The sequence below is a fragment of the Pseudomonas sp. S44 genome (assembly GCF_016624805.1).
GTDB classification, from domain to species: domain Bacteria; phylum Pseudomonadota; class Gammaproteobacteria; order Pseudomonadales; family Pseudomonadaceae; genus Aquipseudomonas; species Aquipseudomonas machongensis.
The window spans coordinates 23,768-41,673 of record NZ_JACVTY010000003.1 but is presented as its reverse complement, the minus strand read 5'-3'; the positions used below and the strand labels follow the sequence as shown (position 1 = coordinate 41,673).

At 64.0% G+C, this 17,906-nt stretch carries 9 protein-coding genes; 3 read left to right on the top strand and 6 right to left on the bottom strand.

All coding sequences use genetic code 11. The features are described 5' to 3' along the window. Window positions 1-129: 129 nt before the first annotated feature. The 5 genes from dbpA to IAE40_RS04310 all read right to left on the bottom strand — a co-directional run bounded on the left by dbpA (window position 130) and on the right by IAE40_RS04310 (window position 7,684). The gene (gene dbpA / locus IAE40_RS04330) at window positions 130-1,467 is read right to left on the bottom strand and encodes an ATP-dependent RNA helicase DbpA (RefSeq protein ID WP_232233518.1); all 1,338 of its coding nucleotides are present in this window, start codon (window positions 1,465-1,467) and stop codon (window positions 130-132) included. A 112-nt stretch (window positions 1,468-1,579) separates the two neighbouring features. Next, window positions 1,580-3,007, bottom strand: a complete 1,428-nt coding sequence (gene mdtD, locus IAE40_RS04325) for a multidrug transporter subunit MdtD (RefSeq protein ID WP_054893133.1) — start codon at window positions 3,005-3,007, stop codon at window positions 1,580-1,582. 70 nt (window positions 3,008-3,077) lie between these two features. Continuing rightward, the gene (locus IAE40_RS04320; RefSeq protein ID WP_200602732.1) at window positions 3,078-4,409 is read right to left on the bottom strand and encodes a TldD/PmbA family protein; all 1,332 of its coding nucleotides are present in this window, start codon (window positions 4,407-4,409) and stop codon (window positions 3,078-3,080) included. Beyond that, window positions 4,409-5,851 (bottom strand): TldD/PmbA family protein, encoded by a 1,443-nt coding sequence (locus IAE40_RS04315; RefSeq protein WP_197891989.1) that lies wholly within the window; start codon window positions 5,849-5,851, stop codon window positions 4,409-4,411. The genes IAE40_RS04320 and IAE40_RS04315 overlap by 1 nt, the downstream gene beginning before the upstream one ends. 30 nt (window positions 5,852-5,881) lie before the next feature. Continuing rightward, on the bottom strand, window positions 5,882-7,684 hold the full coding sequence (locus tag IAE40_RS04310) for an acyl-CoA dehydrogenase (RefSeq protein ID WP_200602731.1): 1,803 nt from the start codon (window positions 7,682-7,684) through the stop codon (window positions 5,882-5,884). 427 nt (window positions 7,685-8,111) lie between these two features. Between IAE40_RS04310 and IAE40_RS04305 the strand changes: the two genes are divergently transcribed. After that, a complete protein-coding gene (locus IAE40_RS04305) occupies window positions 8,112-11,015 on the top strand; it encodes an RHS repeat protein (protein WP_200602730.1) in 2,904 nt (967 codons plus the stop codon). A gap of 73 nt (window positions 11,016-11,088) precedes the next feature. On the opposite strand, the gene putA is transcribed toward IAE40_RS04305, so the two are convergent. After that, the gene (gene putA, locus IAE40_RS04300) at window positions 11,089-15,039 is read right to left on the bottom strand and encodes a trifunctional transcriptional regulator/proline dehydrogenase/L-glutamate gamma-semialdehyde dehydrogenase (RefSeq protein ID WP_197891983.1); all 3,951 of its coding nucleotides are present in this window, start codon (window positions 15,037-15,039) and stop codon (window positions 11,089-11,091) included. Between the two features lie 357 nt (window positions 15,040-15,396). Between putA and putP the strand changes: the two genes are divergently transcribed. Both putP and IAE40_RS04290 read left to right on the top strand, forming a co-directional pair. Beyond that, complete coding sequence (gene putP, locus IAE40_RS04295; RefSeq protein WP_054893139.1) at window positions 15,397-16,875, top strand: sodium/proline symporter PutP; 1,479 nt, start codon at window positions 15,397-15,399, stop codon at window positions 16,873-16,875. Window positions 16,876-17,023: 148 nt separating this feature from the next. Beyond that, window positions 17,024-17,860 (top strand): 23S rRNA (adenine(2030)-N(6))-methyltransferase RlmJ, encoded by an 837-nt coding sequence (locus tag IAE40_RS04290; RefSeq protein ID WP_054893140.1) that lies wholly within the window; start codon window positions 17,024-17,026, stop codon window positions 17,858-17,860. Window positions 17,861-17,906 lie beyond the last annotated feature (46 nt).

Here is a 17,906-nt window from a genome sequence, read left to right as displayed (position 1 = left end):
TTGCCGGGGCCGCTTCGCGGTCCATCGCAGGCAAGCCAGCTCCCACAGGATCCCCAGAGTCTAGGCCGGGTGCATTCCCTGTGGGAGCTGGCTTGCCTGCGATGGGCTGCAAAGCAGCCGCAAAATAGTTCAGACGATACGGACCTTCAGGGCTCGTCCCTTGATCTTGCCGCTGTTCAGCCGCTGCATCGCCTGCTTGGCCACGGCCCGCTCGACCGCCACGAAGGCCACGAAATCGAAAATCGCGATCTTGCCCACCTGCTTGCCCGGCAGCCCGGCATCGCCGGTCAGGGCGCCGAGGATATCGCCCGGACGCAGTTTGTCCTTGCGCCCGGCGGCGATGCACAGGGTGGTCATGGTCGGCAGCAGTGGTTCACCGCCCTTGCTCTTCAGGCTGTCCAACTGCTCCCAGCGCAGCGGGCGCTTCTGCAGGTCTTCGATGGCCTGGGCGCGGTGGCCTTCGGCCGGGGCCACCAGGCTGATCGCCACGCCTTTCTCGCCGGCACGGCCGGTACGCCCGACGCGGTGCACATGGATCTCGGCATCGCGCGCCAGTTCCACGTTGATCACAAGGTCCAGGCCGTCGATATCCAGGCCGCGGGCGGCGACATCGGTGGCCACCAGCACCGAGCTGCTGCGGTTGGCGAACATCGTCAGCACCTGGTCGCGGTCACGCTGTTCCAGGTCACCGTGCAGGGCCTGGGCAACGATGCCCTTGGCGGTGAGGTGGGTGACCAGGTCCTCGCACTGCTGCTTGGTGAAGCAGAACGCCACGCACGACTGCGGGCGGTAGTGGCCCAGTACGCGGGTAACCGCCTCCAGGCGCTGCTGCGGGTCGATCTCGATGAAACGCTGCTCGATCTGGTTGTCGCTGTGCTGGCTCTCGACCGTGACCTGCTGCGGCTTGCGCATGAAGTCGGCGGCCAGTTGCTCGATGCCGGCCGGGTAGGTGGCCGAGAACAGCAAGGTCTGGCGGCGCGATGGGGTCTTGCCGATGATTGCGGCGATGGCGTCGAAGAAGCCCATGTCGAGCATGCGGTCGGCTTCGTCGAGTACCAGGGTGTTGAGCCCCTTCAGGTCCAGGGTGCCCTTGTCCAGGTGCTGCTGGATGCGGCCCGGGGTGCCGACGATGATGTGTGCACCGTGCTCCAGCGAGGCGATCTGCGGGCCCAGCGAGACGCCGCCGCAGAGGGTGAGGATCTTGATGTTGTCCTCGGCGCGGGCCAGGCGGCGCAGCTCCTTGGCGACCTGGTCGGCCAGTTCGCGCGTCGGGCACAGCACCAGCGCCTGGCAGCCGAAGAAGCGTGGGTTGATCGGATTGAGCAGGCCGATGCCGAAGGCGGCGGTTTTGCCGCTGCCGGTCTTGGCCTGGGCGATCAGGTCCTGGCCCTTGAGGATGACCGGCAGGCTCTGGGCCTGGATCGGGGTCATCGAGGCATAGCCCAGGGCGTCCAGGTTGGCCAGCATGGCGGCGGACAGCGGCAGGGAGGCGAAAGCGGTGGATTCGGTGGTCACGAGGCGGGCCTGCGGTGCGAAGCGAAAAATGCCGCACAGTCTACCAGCCTCATGGCCATTCGCCCTACGTTTCCACGTGTTCTTCCGGACGACGGGCACGCCTTCCGTCCGTCGGCGACAGTTGCAGGAAAATCGCCGCGGCCAGCATCGCCATCAGGCCGATGGTCAGGAAGGTCAACTGGAACGCGCCCAGCGTGGTTTCCACTCCCTCTGCGCTCCCCGAGGCGGTAAAGCCGCCGAGCAGCGCACCGGCGCAGGCCACGCCCAGGCTCAGCGACAGTTGTGCGACCACCGACAGCAGGCTGTTGCCGCTGCTGGCGCTGGCGTCGTCGAGGTCGATCAGCGTCACCGTGTTCATCGCGGTGAACTGCAGCGAATTCACCGCGCCCAGCAAGCCCAACTGCATCAGCAGCAGCCAATACGGCGTCTGCTCGTCGACCAGTCCCAGGCTGGCCAGCAGTACCCCCAGCAACAGCGTGTTGCCGGTGAGGATGATGCGATAGCCGAGGCGCTCGATCAGTGGCCGCGCCACCGACTTGGCGATCATCGCCGCGGCGGCCAGCGGGATCATGCTCATGCCGGCCTGGGCCGGCGAATAGCCCAGCGCCACCTGCAGCAGCAGCGGCACCAGGAAGGGCAGGGCGCCGCTGCCCAGGCGGGCGAACAGGTTGCCGAGGATGCCGATGGCAAAGGTACGTACGCGGAACAGGCTGGGCGAGAACAGCGGCTCCGGGTCACGCCCGGCGCGCAGCCAATAGGCGGCAAGGCAGGCCATGCCGGCGAACAGCAGCAACATCACCCGCAGGTGCGGCAGGTGCAACTCGCCCAGGCCCTCCATGGCGATGGTGATCAGCACCATCGCGGCTCCGAACAGGATGAATCCGGGTCCATCGAAGGTGGTGCGTTCGCTGCCGCGCAGGTCGGGGATGAACTTCCATACCGCGTAGCACCCCAGCGCGCCGACCGGCAGGTTGAGCAGGAAGATCCAGTGCCAACTGAGGATTTCCACCAGCCAGCCGCCGACGGTTGGGCCCAGCAGCGGGCCCAACAGGCCGGGGATGGTGATGAAGCTCATGATCCGCACCAGCTCCGAGCGTGGGTAGGCGCGTAGCACCACCAATCGCCCGACCGGCAGCATCAGGGCACCGCCCAGGCCCTGGATGACGCGGGCGATGATCAGAAAGCCCAAGCTGTTGGCCGCCGCGCACAGCAGCGAACCCAGGCTGAACAGCAGGATGGCGCCGAAGAAGATGTGCTTGGTGCCGAAGCGGTCGGCGATCCAGCCCGAAGCCGGAATCAGCAGGGCTACGGTGAGCATGTAGGCGATGATCACGCCCTGCATGCGCAGCGGGTCTTCTGCCAGCGAGCGGGCCATGGCCGGCAGCGCGGTGTTGAGGATGGTGCCGTCGAGCGACTGCATGAAGAAGGCGATGGCCACCACCCAGGGGATCCAGCGGGCGGTGGTAGGGTCGAGCGGGGCGCGTTCGGGCATGGCCTCTATCCTGAAAAGTGCGCAGTTCCCTGTGGAAGCGCCTGACCGGCGCTCCCACAGGGGCGTGGCGTTACAGTGTCAGCGTCAATCCTCTGACCAACGCCCCGGGCAGATGACTCGATCCGGTTTGCCGTTGCCCATAGGTGCTGGTCGACAGGATCAGCTCGCGTTCGCGGGTCAGGTCCTCCAGCTGAGGGCCCAGCAGATTGTAGAGGCTGTCGTCGAAGCGCATGGTGCTGACCGGGCCCTGGATCTGGCCGTCTTCCACCCAGAACGTGGCGAAGCGCGTCAGGCCGGTCATGCGCGCTGCCGGCAGGTCTGAATAGTTCAGGTACCAGAGGTTGCTGATGTACAGCCCGGTGCCCAGGCGCGCCAGGATATCCGCCGACGCCAGCTCCCCAGGTGCCAGGCTCAGGGCGCAGGGTGCCTCGTAGCTGTCGGCGCCGTTGCCCTGCAGGGCGAACTCTGCCGCGCTGCGAGGGCTGACCAGGCGCGCGCTGCCCCGGCCTTCGACGATCAGCGCTACGTCCTCGCGGGGCGAGCCCTCGCTGGAGAACGACGGGCTCAGCGAACCGCTGACCTGCTCCGAGAAGCCAACCCGTGGATCGAGCTGGGCATCACCGGTGTACAGGCGTTGCAATGGGCTGTTGCCGGTGGCCAGGGCCTGGGCCGAGAAGCCTCCCCAGCCGAGCATGCCCGCGATCTCGTCCATGGCCGCTGGCGCCAGGTAGGCGCGGTAGCGGCCAGGCTTGAGGGTGATCGTCGGGCGCCCCAGGTACTCAAGCTGTTCGCGGGCCAGTTGCAGGCGTGCGCTGAAGGCCTCGCTGCTCCAGACCTGGCCTGCATAGTTGGCCTTCACCGCCTGGCCGTTGCTGTGGAACAGGCTCCAGTCGAAATTGAAGCTGTTGGCCTGGTGCCAGCCGAAGGCCCCGAACGAGCTGGCGAAACCCCGGCAGATCGGACCAGCGGCGTAGATGCCGACCAGATCGAGGTTGCCTGCCTGCTGCTCGACCAGCGCCAGTACTTCAGTGAAGTCGGGCAGCGCCGGTTCTTGCACGCTGTGGCTGTGCCAGGCGCTTTCGTCGAGTTTCAGGTAGGGGTCGAGCGGCAGCAGCGGCAAGGTCTGGCGCAGTTGCGCCAGGGCATCTTGCAGGCGCTGGCGATCCAGTTGCGCATCGTCACCGAGGGTGAACTGCTGTTCGGCCTGACGCCCGTCACGCACCAGACGCAACAGTGCGCTGGCCTGGGCCACTTCGCCGGCCTGGCGCACCTTGGCATGGTTGAAACGCACGAAGCGCGACTGCTCGGCGCTGTAGCCGAGGGTGAACTGCTCGCCGGGGTGCAGCGCCGCGCGCAGGGCACTGACCAATGCCTCGAAGCGTTCTTGATAGGGGGTGCTCATCAGGCGTCTCCTCCGAATACGTCGATCTGGCGGAACACGCAGGCCGGCGAGGCATGGCCGACCCGGATGACCTGGTTGGGTTCGCCCTTGCCGCAGTTGGGTGTGCCAAGCACCTGGAAGGTGCTGCTATCGCCCACTGCCGACAGGTTGCGCCAGAACTGCGCGGAGATGCCGCGATAGTTGGGGTTCTTGACGACACCCTTGAGCTCGCCGTGTTCGATCAGTTGGCCCCATTCGCAGCCGAACTGGAACTTGTTGCGCGCATCGTCGATGGACCAGGAGCGGTTGGTGCGCATCAGGATGCCGTGCTCGATCCCACCGATGAGTTGTTCGAGCGACTGGTCGCCCGGCTCGATGTTGAGGTTGGCCATGCGGTCGATCGGGGCGCGGTTCCAGCCACAGGCGCGGCTGTTGGCTACGCCGTCGAGCCCCGAGCGGAACTGCGACAGGGCGCCACCCAGCGGGCGCAGCAGCTTGCCCTCGCGGATCAGGAACTGCTTGCTGGCCGCGGTGCCGTCGTCGTCGAAGCTGTAGCTGGCCAGCTCCTCGTCGATGGTAGGGTCGAAAGTCACGTTCAGCAGGGGCGAGCCGTATTGCAACTGCCCGAAATCGCTGGGCTTGACGAAGCTGGTGCCCGCGTAATTGCGTTCGTCGCCGAGAATACGGTCCATCTCCAGCGGATGGCCAATGGACTCGTGGATCTGCAGCATCATCTGGTCGGGCATCAGCAGCAGGTCGCGCGCACCGCTCGGGGTGTTGGGCGCCAGCAGCAGTTGCAGGGCTTCGTCGGCGATACGCCGGGCGGCGCCGACCAGGCCGCAGCGCTGGATGATTTCGAAGCCACCCTGCTGGCCAAAGTTCTCCCGGCCCAGGCTGCGGCTCTGGCTGTCGCGGCCATCGCTGGCGGTGACGCCAAGGCCCGGAAAGATGAAACGCTGCGCGTTGCGCAGCTCGGCGCCGGCCGAGTTCAGGTAAGTCTGCTCGACCAGGGTGATGCCCAGGCTCGCCTGCCAGTCCACCAGGCGTTCGTCCTTGGGCACGCTGGCCGATTCGGTGGCGAGCAGCTCGAGGCAATCTGCAAGGTTTGGCAGCGATTGGTCGAAGTTGGGCGAGACATGGTCGTGGCGCGTGCTCGGCACCGGTTGGTCGCGCAGGTCGAGCAGGTGGTGGCCGGTGATCTGCCGGGCCAGGGCCTCGGCGTGTTCCAGGGCGCGTTGCAGGCCGCTTTGCGACAAGTCGGCGGTGGCGGCGTAGGCCTCGACGCCGTTCAGGCGCACGGTGAGCATGGCACCTTCGTCCTGGCTGAAGAATGGCGGTTCGGCGACGTTGCGCCGCACCGACAGCGATTGATGCGATTGCTTCACGTGGCGAAGCGAGAACAGTTCGGCCGTGCTGCGCAGCGCTGCGAAGCGCTGGCGCAGCAGGGCGCTGGAATCGAACATGCGGGAACCTCCGGTTCGCGGTGGCTCCCCCTAGAACCACCCCTCTTGCATGCCCAGGCAAGTGTCGTCGCGTGCCTCGAGCAGTGCGAGCTCAGTATGGCAGCCTGGCACTTCCCAAGTCAGGAAATAACGTGCGGCCTGCAACTTGCCACAGTAAAAATCGCGATCGACATCGACCCCCTTCATCAGCCCGCGTTCGGCCTGTATGGCCTGCTCCAGCCAGCGCCAGCCGATCACGCAGTGGCCGAACACCTTGAGGTACAGCGCCGAGTTTGCCAGCGCGCCGGCGACCTTGCCCTGGGCCAGGTCGCCGAGCAGTGCCAGGGTCACGGCCTGCAGGCGGTTGACCAGTTGCTCCAGCGGCTGGCGCAGTGCGTCCAGGTTGGGGTGATGACTGGCGCGCTCAGCAGTGCTGGCGATCAGGCTAATCAGCTGCTTGAGCCCGGCGCCGCCGTTCTGCGCCAGCTTGCGCCCGAGCAGGTCGAGCGACTGGATGCCTTCGGTGCCTTCGTGGATCGGGTTCAGGCGGTTGTCGCGGTAGTACTGCTCCACCGGGTATTCGCGGGTGTAGCCGTGGCCACCGAGGATCTGGATCGCCAGTTCGTTGGCCTTGAGGCAGAACGTCGAAGGCCAGGACTTGACGATCGGGGTGAGCAGGTCGAGCAGTTCCTGGGCTTGGACGCGTGCCGCCTCATCGGGTGCGCTGTGGGTGTCGTCGAACAACCGGGCGGCGTACAGGCCCAGGTCGAAGGCACCTTCCACGTAGGCCTTCTGCGCCAGCAACATGCGTCTTACATCGGCGTGCTCGATGATCGGCACTGCTGGGCTGCCGGGATCCTTGTTGTCCACCTGGCGGCCTTGCGGGCGTTGGCGGGCGTAGTCCAGCGAGTACAGGTAGCCGGCGTAGCCGAGCATCACCGCGCCCATGCCGACGCCGATGCGCGCCTCGTTCATCATCTGGAACATGCACGCCAGGCCCTGGTGTGGCTTGCCGACCAGATAGCCGACGCACTGGCCGTTGTCACCGAAATTCAACGCCGTGGAGGTCGTGCCACGCCAGCCCATCTTGTGGAACAGCCCGGCCAGCAGCACGTCGTTGCGGGCGCCGAGGCTGCCGTCGTCGTTGACCAGGTACTTGGGCACGATGAACAGCGAAATGCCTTTCACCCCGGGCGGTGCATCCGGCAGCTTGGCCAGGACCATGTGCACGATGTTCTGCGACAGCTCGTGGTCGCCGCCGGAGATGAAGATCTTGTTGCCCTTGAGCCGATAGCTGCCATCGCCTGCGGCTTCTGCACGGGTGCGGATATCGGCCAGCGACGAGCCGGCGTGGGGCTCGGTCAGGGCCATGGTGCCGAAGTAGCGACCTTCGATCATCGGCTGCAGGAACAGGCGCTTCTGCTCGTCGCTGCCGAAGCTCTCGATCAGGTTGGCTGCGCCCATGGTCAGGAAGGGGTAGGCCGTGGTGCCAGCGTTGGCGGCCTGGAAGTGAGCAAAGCAGGCTTGCGAAACCAGGCTCGGCAACTGCATGCCGCCGACGTCGAAGTCGCGGTTGGCGTTGAGGAAGCCCGCCTCGAGGAACGCCTCTACCGCAGGCTTGACCTCGGGAATCAGCTCGGCGCGGCCGTCGACATAGCGCGGCTCGTGCTCGTCGCCCTTGCGGTTGTGCGGGGCGAAGTACTTCTCGGCAATCGTGCGAGCCGTACCAAGCGCTGCGTCGAAGGTCTCGCGGTTGTGCTCGGCGAAACGCGGGCGCTGGGTCAGGGCCTCGGCGTCGAGGACCTCGTAGAGTTCGAAGGCGAGGTTGCGGCTGCTGAGGAGTTGCTCGGACATGGCGGGATTCCTGGGTTCGAGATGCTGCGAGTCTAGAGCCAGGGATAGTGGCTGCACAGGCTCATGGGTGTGCGTGATGACACTCCAGAAGGCTGAGCGCAGGTGTGCCATCAGTGGCGCTCGCTTGTCGAAATACTTTGCGCTGCTCCACTGGTATTTCTGTCAGGTGTGGCGTGTGCATCACTGGGGTAGCCTAGGCTCTGTCTGAAATGCACCTGCACTCGCCCATACTGCATTGAGACGGGGCTCGGAATGCTCATGCACTCCAGTACCGTCGGGCGCGGCCCCGGGCGTTCCTTCCCCTGTTTCGCCTTGTCTGGCCTTCGCGCAGACACATTTAAGACAGAGCCTAGGCCTTTGTCGGATCCACGTTGAGCTCTGATTGGGGGGCTGCTTGCCATTTAGACCCGCACCGGAGCATTGCCCAATGACCAGCAACGCGCCATTAGTCCATTGCCAAACCCCATCGGTATCGGTGTTTGCTCGCAAGCTGAAGGTACGGGAAATCACCTGCCATCGTGATGGGCTTGCGCTTGGGCAGACCACCCTGCTCATCACGCGGCACAGGCACGATCCTCGTGGTTTCCTGGATCGTAGCAGCGACCCGCGTATGGCTGGGCACGGTCTGGTGAACTTCGCGTTGGCCAACGATTTCGCTGGCAAAGTGCTGCGTGTTCAGAGTGTCGACGCGGGCATTGAAGTTGCCTTGGCTGATATCGATAGTCGGCCTTTGGTGCGTATCAGTGCAATCGCGGCAGGTGCAGAAGGGCGTGACGATTACAGCCAGGCGGTGGTGCGTCGATCGGTGTACGAGGCTCACGGTCTGGCGGGCCGTTTGTCGAGCATCAGCGATACAGTTGGCGGTGGTGTTCCCCGCATGACCCAGCGCTTTGTCTATGGGGGTAGCAGTGCACTGGAGCGGGGGCGAAACCTGGCGGGTCGCTGTATACGTCTTTACGACACTGCCGGCCTTGCCTTGCACGACGCCATCGCCATGACGGGGACCACGCTGTCTGTCACCCGACGTCTTCTGGGGCAGGGAGATGAAGTTCGGACAGTGGTCGATTGGCAAGGTGAGAGCGTCGATGAATGGGATCGCGCACTTGAGCCGATTGCACAGGCACGCACTACGTGTTCGGTCGTGGACGCAACCGGAACAGTATCGAGCATTGTCGATGCAGCAGGGCACCTGCGGCGTGTCACCTATGACATCGCGGGTCGGCTCCAGGCAAGCTGGCTGAGGCGCAAAGGCTCTCAAGAGTGCGAGATCGTCCGGTCGACGAGTTACCTGGCAGGTGGACATAAGACCCGTGAACTGCATGGTAACGGTGTGTTGAGCACCTATTTCTTCGAGCCACGAACGCAACGCCAGGCTCGGCTACGGATCGAGCGGCCTGCGAGTCATGCCCTGGGTGCGAGGCTCCTGCAGGATTTGCAGTATACGTTCGACCCTGTGGGCAATGTGGTGAGCGAACGTGACGAGACCGACAATAGGCGGTTCTGGCGCAACCAGGTGGCGGAACCGCAGACAACCTACCATTACGACAGCCTTTATCAATTGGTCAGCGCCTGCGGAAGGGAGCAGGTCAATGCGTCATCGCGGTCGGGAGAGTACAACACGCCGTCTCCTTCTCCCCATGATGAGACGCTCTTTACCTGTTATACCCGCAACTTTATCTATGACACTGCTGGCAACCTGACGCGCATGGTGCACCGGGTGCCTGCTAGCAATCACTGTCGTGTCGTCGAGATCGCAGTCAGTGACCGCAGCAATCGGGCGGTGCTGGGCACAATGGCGAAGACTCCTGCCGAGGTTGAGGCGTTGTTCACGGCCAAGGGTCAGCAGATCTCGCTGTTACCCGGCAATCCCCTGTGCTGGACGCCTCAAGGGGAGTTGCATCAGGTCATCTCCCAGCAACGCGAGGAGGGGCGGGATGACCATGAGCACTACCGTTATGACAATGCCAGCATGCGAGTCCTGAAAGTCAACACGCAGTGGAGCGCTGCAAGCCGGCACACGCTTCGAGTCACCTATTTACCCGGGCTTGAATTGCGCTGCACTACCCGCGATGCCTACCTTGAGGAGGAGTTGCAGGTTATTTCGGTCGGTGAGCCCGGTCATGCACAGGTGCGAATGTTGCACTGGTGCAGCGAGGTGCCTGAAGGGTTGGAGAACGATCAACTGCGCTACAGCTACGACACGCCACTGGGCAGCGGCATCCTGGAGGTCGACGGCGCGGGCAGACTGATCAGCCATGAAGCGTATTACCCTTTTGGGGGAACCGCGTTGTGGGCAGCCCGTAGCGAGCTTGAAGGGAGTTACAAGACCTTGCGTTATTCAGGCAAGGAACGAGATGCGACTGGGTTGTACTACTACGGTTATCGCTACTACCAGCCGTGGGTCGGGCGGTGGCTGAGCGCAGACCCGGCGGGTGCGGTGGATGGCCTTAACTTGTATTGCATGGTGCGCAACAATCCGGTGACGCGCAGGGATGCCAATGGATTACAAAGTTTTGAGTCGGAGTTCGGGGCTGACTTCGCTGCGTTGGACAAGTTGATCGAGTTTCCGGAGATTTTTAAAAATCTGAAGCCTGGGGTTGTACTAAAGGGCAATGTCAGTCACGACACGCAACATCGAAAGAAATTAACGGTGTATTGGATACGTGAGAGTGAAGCGTATCAACCCACTGAACTGGAAAGGGTCATAGGTCCGTCGGGCAACAGCGAGCAAGAAGCTCTTGGTCCGGCTGCGCAGCTCGCGGAGGATCTAGGGGTGACTGAACAGTTTGCCAAGGACTTTACGCGTAGCACGTACACTCTGATAGAAAACGGGGAGGAAATCCCCATGCTTGTACACAACGTTAGGGAGTATTTCAGCTCGCAGCAGCTAGAGATTATTTCGACGCTTGCACATCAAGCACTTGCTGCCGAGATGACCAGCTTACTCTATTCCATCGAGCCTGCCGGCGGGGCGTTCAACGAGAACGGCGAGGTGCGCGGCATATGGTCAGCGGCCCCGGGCGCGGCCTCTGAATACCAGATTCACAGGGGCGCAAGAGGCGAACGGGACGAGGTATCGATCACCTCGAGACAGGTCTTCAGCCTGAAGGATGTGGCGACAGGGGATTTTATAGCTAAGGTGGATGCGATTACCCAGCAGACTGTATTTCTGGCCACATCTACCGAGAATGGAACGGTAACTTATAACCTTCAGAAGCATGTGCCCAGCCTGCAAAAGATAACGCTTTTGCATGTTTTGCCGGAGCAACCGGTGACCAAGAAGTCGCGCGTATCAAAATTGAAATTCTGGAGGTCGAAAAATACACAATAGGTGAATTGCCCGCTGCCACCGTTTCGCTGCTGAACCGGTGGGAGCGGGCTTGCCCGCGATGGCGTCAGTACGTTCAGCCGATGGTCATCAGGCTGGCGTTACCCCCCGCAGCCGCGGTGTTCACGCTCACCGCACGCTCGATCACCAACCGCTCCAGCGCGATCTGCGGATCACCGCTGGACAGCCCATGCACACCCACAATGGCCCCGGCACGCTTGGCGACCTGCTGGCACACCGCGCGCAACTGGTCGGAGTCGCCGTGGTGGATGACCGCGTCGAGCGCCACTTCATCCTTGCTCCAGTCGGCCACCAGCTTGATCTTGCCTTGCAGGTCTTTCGGCAGGCGACCGCGCAGGCCCTTGGCCGGCTCGCCGTCGGCCCACACCGCCGAGCTGCCCACTGCCAGCACCGCGGCGAGCTGCGCGAGCAGGTCAGCCTCGTTGTCGGCCAGGCACAGCACATGCTCGCGAGGCAATACGGTGTAGGTGTTGCGCTCGCCGGTCGGTCCAGGCAGGACACGGGTGATGCCACTTTGCGACTGTTCGGCGAACTGCTCGCACAGTTCCACCAGCTCGGGCTGGTTGCTCGAAGCCCAGGCCTTGAGCACCTGCAGCGGCTTGAGCAGTTGGTCGCGCAGGGTGGTGTCGGCCTTGGTCTCACCGTCGGCGCGCTGGAAGTGGCGGGCGATGGCGTCAGCCGGACGGGTCGACAGCAGGCGGTACAGGTACAGCGGACCACCGGCTTTCGGGCCGGTGCCGGACAGTCCTTCACCACCGAATGGCTGCACGCCGACCACGGCACCGACGATGTTGCGGTTGACGTACATGTTGCCGGCGTTGACGTTGTCCACCACCTTGGCGATGGTCTCGTCGATGCGCGTGTGCACGCCCAGCGTCAGGCCGTAGCCGGAGGCGTTGATCTGCGCGATCAGTTGGTCGAGGTGCTTGCGGTTGTAGCGCACCACGTGCAGCACTGGGCCGAAGATCTCGCGCTTGAGCTCGTCGAAGCTTTCCAGCTCGATCAGGGTAGGCATGACGAAGGTGCCGCGCTTGCACTCCTCGGATTCGGCGATGGCCACCTGGTAGACGCTGCGACCTTTCTCACGCATGGCCTGGATGTGCTTCTCGATGCCAGCCTTGGCTTCAGCGTCGATCACCGGGCCGATGTCCACCGACAGGCGCTCGGGATTGCCCATGCGGTTCTGCGCCATGGCGCCCTTGAGCATCTCGATCACGCGGTCGGCGGAATCTTCCTGCAGGCACAGCACGCGCAGCGCCGAGCAGCGCTGGCCGGCGCTGTCGAAGGCCGACGACACCACATCGATCACCACCTGTTCAGTCAGCGCCGAGGAGTCGACGATCATCGCGTTCTGCCCGCCGGTTTCGGCGATCAGCGGGATCGGACGACCCTGGGCATCCAGGCGACCGGCGACGTTGCGTTGCAGCAGGCGCGCGACTTCGGTGGAGCCGGTGAACATCACGCCCTTGACCCGCTCGTCGCCGACCAGGCCGGCGCCGACGGTTTCGCCGCGCCCCGGCAGCAGTTGCAGCACGCCTTCAGGGATACCGGCTTCGAGCAACAGGCGCACGGCCTGGGCCGCGACCAGCGGGGTCTGTTCGGCCGGCTTGGCCAGCACCGGGTTACCGGCGGCCAGTGCGGCGGCCACCTGGCCGGTGAAGATCGCCAGAGGGAAGTTCCATGGGCTGATGCACACGACCGGGCCGAGCGGGCGGCAGGCGTCGTTGCTGAAGTCGTTGCGCGCCTGCACTGCGTAGTAGCGCAGGAAGTCCACGGCTTCGCGCACTTCGGCGATGGCGTTGGCGAAGGTCTTGCCAGCCTCGCGGATGAGCAGGCCCATCAGCGGCTGGATCTCGGCTTCCATCAGGTCGGCGGTGCGCTCCAGGATCGCGGCGCGCTCGGCCGGCGGGGTGGCTTGCCAGATTGGCGCGGCATTGAGGGCACACTGGATGGCGTTGTCGACGTCGGTGACGCTCGCCTCTTGCACATGGCCCACCACATCGCGGTGATCGGCTGGGTTGAGCACTGGCGCAGCGGCTTCCTGGCTGGTGGCGCAGGCCAGCAGCGGGGCAGCCTTCCAGTCGTTGTGTGCGGTTGCCAGCATGGCGCAGGACAGCGACGCCAGGCGGTGTTCGTTGGCCATGTCGATGCCGGCCGAGTTGGCGCGCTCGCTGCCATAGAGGTCGCGCGGCAGTGGAATGCGCGGATGCGGCAGGCCGACGCTGCCTTCCTGAGTGGCCATGCGCTCGATGCTCGCGACCGGGTCGGCGACCAGTTCCTGGATGGAGATCGAGTGGTCGGCGATACGGTTGACGAACGAGGTGTTGGCGCCGTTTTCCAGCAGACGGCGCACCAGGTAGGCCAGCAGGGTTTCGTGGGTGCCGACCGGCGCATAGACGCGGCACGGACGGTTCAGCTTGCCATCGGCGATCTTGCCGACGACCTGCTCGTACAGGGGCTCGCCCATGCCGTGCAGGCACTGGAACTCGTACTGGCCTGGATAATAGTTCTGGCCGGCAATATGGTAGATGGCCGACAAGGTGTGGGCGTTGTGAGTGGCGAACTGCGGGTAGATGGCTTCCGGCACCGACAACAGCTTGCGGGCGCAGGCGATGTAGGACACGTCGGTGTAGACCTTGCGGGTGTAGACCGGGTAGCCCTCCAGGCCTTCGACCTGGGCGCGCTTGATCTCGCTGTCCCAGTAGGCGCCCTTGACCAGTCGGATCATCAGGCGGTGACGGCTGCGCTTGGCCAGGTCGATGACCGAGTCGATCACGTACGGGCAGCGCTTCTGGTAGGCCTGGATGACGAAACCGATACCGTTCCAGCCCGACAGCGATGGCTCGAAGCACAGGCGTTCGAGCAGGTCCAGCGACAGCTCCAGGCGGTCGGCTTCCTCGGCGTCGATGTTCAGGCCGATGTCGTACTGCTTGGCCAGTTGGGTCAGCGACAGCAGGCGCGGGTACAGTTCTTCCATCACGCGCTCGTATTGCGCGCGGCTGTAGCGCGGGTGCAGCGCCGAGAGCTTGATCGAGATGCCCGGGCCTTCATAGATGCCGCGCCCGTGCGAGGCCTTGCCGATCGAGTGGATCGCCTGCTCGTAGGAGGCCAGGTACTTCTGGGCGTCGTGCTCGGTCAGTGCGGCTTCGCCGAGCATGTCGTAGCTGTAGCGGAAGCCCTTGGATTCGAAGCGGCTGGCGTTGGCCAGGGCTTCGGCGATGGTCTCGCCGGTGACGAACTGCTCGCCCATCAGGCGCATGGCCATGTCGACGCCCTTGCGGATCATCGGTTCGCCACTCTTGCCGATGATGCGGGTGAGCGAGGAGGTCAGGCCGGATTCGTTGTGGGTGGAGACCAGCTTGCCAGTCAGCAGGAGGCCCCAGGTGGCGGCATTGACGAACAGCGATGGGCTATTGCCCAGGTGTGGCTGCCAGTTGCCCGTGCTGATCTTGTCGCGGATCAGCGCGTCGCGGGTACCTTTGTCGGGGATGCGCAGCAGGGCTTCGGCCAGGCACATCAACGCCACGCCTTCCTGGGACGACAGCGAGAACTCCTGCAGCAGGCCCTGGACGATGCCGGCGCGGCCGCTGGCGCTCTTCTGGTTGCGCAGCTTGTCGGCCAGGCCTGCGGCCATCTTGTTGGTCGCTTCGGCCAGCGGGGCCGGCAGGCGTGCCTGCTCCAGCAGCATCGGCACCACTTCCTGCTCGGGGCGACGGTACGCTGCGGTGATCGCTGCGCGCAGCACGGACTGCGGCAGAATGCTTTCGGCGAATTCGAGGAAGCACTGGTGGGCGTGGTCGGCCGGAAGTTCGCCGGCGTCGTCACCGAGCTGTGCGGCGTGGCCGTTGATTTCGTTCAGGGTTGCACCACCCTCGAGCTTCTCCAGGTAATTGAAGATCGCTTGCTTGATCAACCAGTGCGGGGTGCGGTCGATGGACTGCGCAGCCGCTTTGAGTCGCTCACGGGTCGGGTCGTCGAGTTTGACCCCAAGGGTGGTCGTCGCCATTTCTTATCCTCGTTATTGCCACGGGCGTGGCTAAGCTGGCGGCAAGATTAGCGCCAGGCACCTCTTGGGTGCAACCGGGTGCAACCCGAATTTTTCATGAAAAAGGTGCAACTCGTCTGGCGCAAGACGCTAAACAGCGGAAAGGGTCGTTTTTGCTGCCTTTGCTTATTAAAAGCGTCGCTTTTGCTTCAAAAAGGAGCAAAAAAGGGGTTTTAACTGAAAAGACATTTCTAGGTGCAACTTGCAAATGAAAAATGGTTGCACCCGATTCATGTTGTTGCATAGGATTCGCCGCCTGGGTGCAACCGTCTCATGAAGGTCGGGTGCAAGAGATAACAACAACGCCAGGGCACAACCATGGGCAATCCAATCACGATCACCTTTGTGATCTACATCGCGGCAATGGTGCTGATCGGCTTCGCGGCCTATCGCTCCACCAAGAACCTCTCCGACTACATCCTTGGCGGTCGCAGCCTTGGCAGCGTGGTCACCGCGCTTTCGGCTGGCGCTTCCGACATGAGCGGCTGGCTGCTGATGGGCCTGCCGGGCGCCATCTACATGTCGGGCCTGTCGGAGGCCTGGATCGCCATCGGCCTGACTGTCGGTGCCTACCTGAACTGGCTGTTCGTCGCCGGCCGTCTGCGGGTGCAGACCGAGCACAACGGTGATGCGCTGACGCTGCCCGACTACTTCGCCAGCCGTTTCGAAGACAACAGCGGCCTGCTGCGGGTGATCTCGGCCATCGTGATCCTGGTGTTCTTCACCATCTACTGCGCCTCGGGCATCGTTGCCGGCGCGCGTCTGTTCGAAAGCACCTTCGGCATGTCCTACGAGACGGCGCTGTGGGCCGGTGCTGCGGCGACTATCGCCTACACCTTCGTCGGTGGTTTCCTGGCGGTGAGCTGGACCGACACCGTGCAGGCGTCGCTGATGATCTTCGCGCTGATCCTCACGCCGATCATCGTGCTGATCTCCACCGGCGGCTTCGACACCACGATGCTGGCGATCGAAGCGCAGAACGCGGCGAACTTCGACATGTTCCGCGGCGCCACCTTCATCGGCATCATCTCGCTGATGGGTTGGGGCCTGGGCTACTTCGGCCAGCCGCACATCCTGGCGCGTTTCATGGCTGCCGACTCGGTGAAGTCGATCGCCAACGCACGCCGCATCTCCATGACCTGGATGATCCTGTGCCTGGCGGGCACTTGCGCCGTGGGCTTCTTCGGCATCGCCTACTTCTCGGCCAACCCTGATCTGGCCGGCCCGGTCACCGAGAACCACGAGCGTGTGTTCATCGAGCTGGCGAAGATCCTGTTCAATCCGTGGGTCGCCGGTGTGCTGCTGTCGGCCATCCTGGCGGCGGTCATGAGCACCCTGAGCTGCCAGTTGCTGGTGTGCTCGAGTGCACTGACCGAGGACTTCTACAAGGCTTTCCTGCGCAAGGGTGCTTCGCAGACCGAGCTGGTCTGGGTCGGTCGAATGATGGTGCTGGCCGTGGCATTGATCGCCATCGCCCTGGCGGCGAACCCTGACAACCGTGTGCTGGGCCTCGTGGCTTATGCCTGGGCGGGCTTCGGTGCTGCGTTCGGGCCGGTGGTGCTGCTGTCGGTATTGTGGAAGGGCATGACCCGCAACGGTGCCCTGGCGGGGATCGTGGTGGGTGCACTGACCGTGATCCTGTGGAAGAACTACGTCGGGCTTGGCCTGTACGAAATCATCCCGGGCTTCCTGTTCGCCACCATCGCCATCATCGTGGTGAGCAAGCTGGGGCGTCCGAGCGGCAGCATGGTTTCGCGGTTTGAAACGGCTGATGCTGCATATCACGCAGACAAGTAACACCTGCTGATTCGGCGACAGCTGCTTCGCGGGCGGGCCCGCTCCTGTGGGGGCGGGCCTGCCCGCGAATGGCCCTTGTGCCGATCGACGGCCAGGCCTGACTCCGCCCGCAAGGCAAGGTAAACTTGCCGCCCCCGCAGGAGTTGCCATGAACTATCGTCACGCCTTCCACGCCGGCAATCATGCCGACGTCCTCAAGCACATCGTGCTGACCCGCCTCATCGCCTTGATGTCGCGCAAGGAACAGCCGTTCGCCTATATCGACACCCATGCCGGCCTGGGTCTGTACGACCTGCAAGGCGACCAGGCCACGCGTACCGGTGAATATCTCGAAGGCGTTGCCCGCCTGTGGAATCGTGAAGACCTGCCGGCTGCCACCGCTGACTACCTGCGCATCATCAAGCGCCTCAACGCCGATGGCGAGTTGCGCTACTACCCCGGCTCGCCGGAGTTGGCACGGCGCCTGATGCGCCAGCAGGATCGCGCACTGCTCAACGAGAAACACCCCGAAGACGGGCCTTTGCTCAAGGAAAACATGAAGAAGGATCCGCGGGTCACCGTGCACCTGGGCGAGGGCTGGCATGTGCCGCGCGCGCTGCTGCCGGTGCAGGAAAAGCGCGCGATCATGCTGATCGACCCGCCCTTCGAGCAGGCCGACGAACTCAAGCGCTGCACCGTGGCGATGAAGGAGGCGATCGGTCGCATGCGCCAGACCGTCGCTGCCATCTGGTATCCGATCAAGGACCAGCGCTCGCTGACCCGTTTCTACCAGGACCTGACCAGCACCGGCGCGCCCAAGCTGCTGCGCGTCGAACTCTATGTGCATCACCAGGACAGCCCGCAGGGGCTGAACGGCTCGGGCCTCGCCATCGCCAACCCGCCATGGGGACTGGAGGAGGAGCTCAAGGAGCTGCTGCCCTGGCTGGCCAGGGAGCTGGCACAGACGGCGGGCAGCTTCCGCATGGACTGGCTGATCGCCGAATAACCCCGCTCCCACAAGGGGCAGTGTGTCCCTGATCTTTGCGTTATAA

Excerpts from the sequence above, each read along its gene's own strand:
- IAE40_RS04310 (WP_200602731.1), bottom strand. The coding sequence starts at position 7,684 with ATGTCCGAGCAACTCCTCAGCAGCCGCAACCTCGCCTTCGAACTCTAC.
- putA (WP_197891983.1), bottom strand. The coding sequence starts at position 15,039 with ATGGCGACGACCACCCTTGGGGTCAAACTCGACGACCCGACCCGTGAG.
- dbpA (WP_232233518.1), bottom strand. The coding sequence starts at position 1,467 with ATGCTGGCCAACCTGGACGCCCTGGGCTATGCCTCGATGACCCCGATC.
- IAE40_RS04290 (WP_054893140.1), top strand. The coding sequence starts at position 17,024 with ATGAACTATCGTCACGCCTTCCACGCCGGCAATCATGCCGACGTCCTC.
- mdtD (WP_054893133.1), bottom strand. The coding sequence starts at position 3,007 with ATGCCCGAACGCGCCCCGCTCGACCCTACCACCGCCCGCTGGATCCCC.
- putP (WP_054893139.1), top strand. The coding sequence starts at position 15,397 with ATGGGCAATCCAATCACGATCACCTTTGTGATCTACATCGCGGCAATG.
- IAE40_RS04305 (WP_200602730.1), top strand. The coding sequence starts at position 8,112 with ATGACCAGCAACGCGCCATTAGTCCATTGCCAAACCCCATCGGTATCG.
- IAE40_RS04320 (WP_200602732.1), bottom strand. The coding sequence starts at position 4,409 with ATGAGCACCCCCTATCAAGAACGCTTCGAGGCATTGGTCAGTGCCCTG.
- IAE40_RS04315 (WP_197891989.1), bottom strand. The coding sequence starts at position 5,851 with ATGTTCGATTCCAGCGCCCTGCTGCGCCAGCGCTTCGCAGCGCTGCGC.